Origin of the sequence: Streptomyces ovatisporus (assembly GCF_042653885.1) — a bacterium.
GTDB lineage: Bacteria > Actinomycetota > Actinomycetes > Streptomycetales > Streptomycetaceae > Streptomyces > Streptomyces ovatisporus.
Genome location: NZ_JBHSFH010000024.1, coordinates 1 through 936, shown reverse-complemented (window position 1 = coordinate 936; position 936 = coordinate 1). Strand labels below are relative to the sequence as shown.

At 66.7% G+C, this 936-nt stretch carries 1 protein-coding gene; it reads right to left on the bottom strand.

Annotated features, from left to right (window positions below; genetic code table 11):
* On the bottom strand, window positions 1-896 hold an 896-nt coding region (locus ACFPA8_RS27525; RefSeq protein WP_386452913.1), incomplete at its 3' end, for an IS481 family transposase.
* Window positions 897-936 lie beyond the last annotated feature (40 nt).

Here is a 936-nt window from a genome sequence, read left to right as displayed (position 1 = left end):
GTGTGGCACCGGTGATGGTTGTAGCTGTGGAGGAAGTCTGCCAGGGCTTGAGTTCGCTGATCGTTGCTGGTGTAGGGCCGTATGTAGGCCCACTCATCCAGCAGAGTGCGGTTGAACCGCTCGACCTTGCCGTTGGTCTGAGGCCGGTAGGCGCGAGTTCGTTTACCGGCTGCGCCCAGATCGGCCAGGGCCGCCTTCCAGGCGCTGCTGTAGCGGTAGGCCATCGCGTTGTCGGTCAGCACTCGTTCGATGCGGGCGATACCCAGGGCGTTGAAGTGTGCTGCGGCTCGGCGGAGGAAGCTCGCGCAGGTGACCGCCTTCTCATCGGGGTGGATCTCGCTGTAGGCGAGGCGGGTGTGGTCGTCGACGGCGGAGTGGATGTAGTCGTAGCCGACGCCGGTCTTGGTCAGGCGGGAGCTTTGACGGCCCAGGACTTTGTGGCCTCCGCCGTCAGGGATGCGGCCGAGTTTCTTCACATCGACATGGACCAGTTCACCGGGCCGGTCGCGTTCGTAGCGGCGGATGACAGCTCCGGTGGGCCGGTCGAGGAAGCTCAGCCGGTTCAGACCGTGCCGGGCCAGGACCCGGTGGACGGTCGAATGGGGCAGGCCGAGTATCGGTCCGATGCGGGCGGGACCGAGTTTCCTGCTGGTCCGCAGGGCACATACTTCGGCTTCGGTCACTGCCGGGGTGCGGTGCGGCGTTCGGTGCGGGCGGCTGGAGCGGTCATGGAGCCCCGCATCGCCCTCGGCCGCGAACCGGCGGACCCATTTGTGGGCCGTGGTCCGCGAGATGCCCATTTGCGCGGCCACGTGAGCAACGGGCCTGCCGGCCTGGACACGGTCGACCAGCAACCGCCTCCCACGCACAGTCAGCCGGGCATTACGGTGGTACACGAAGACCTCCCTGCGGTGCAGTCCTTAGACAGCTCCACCA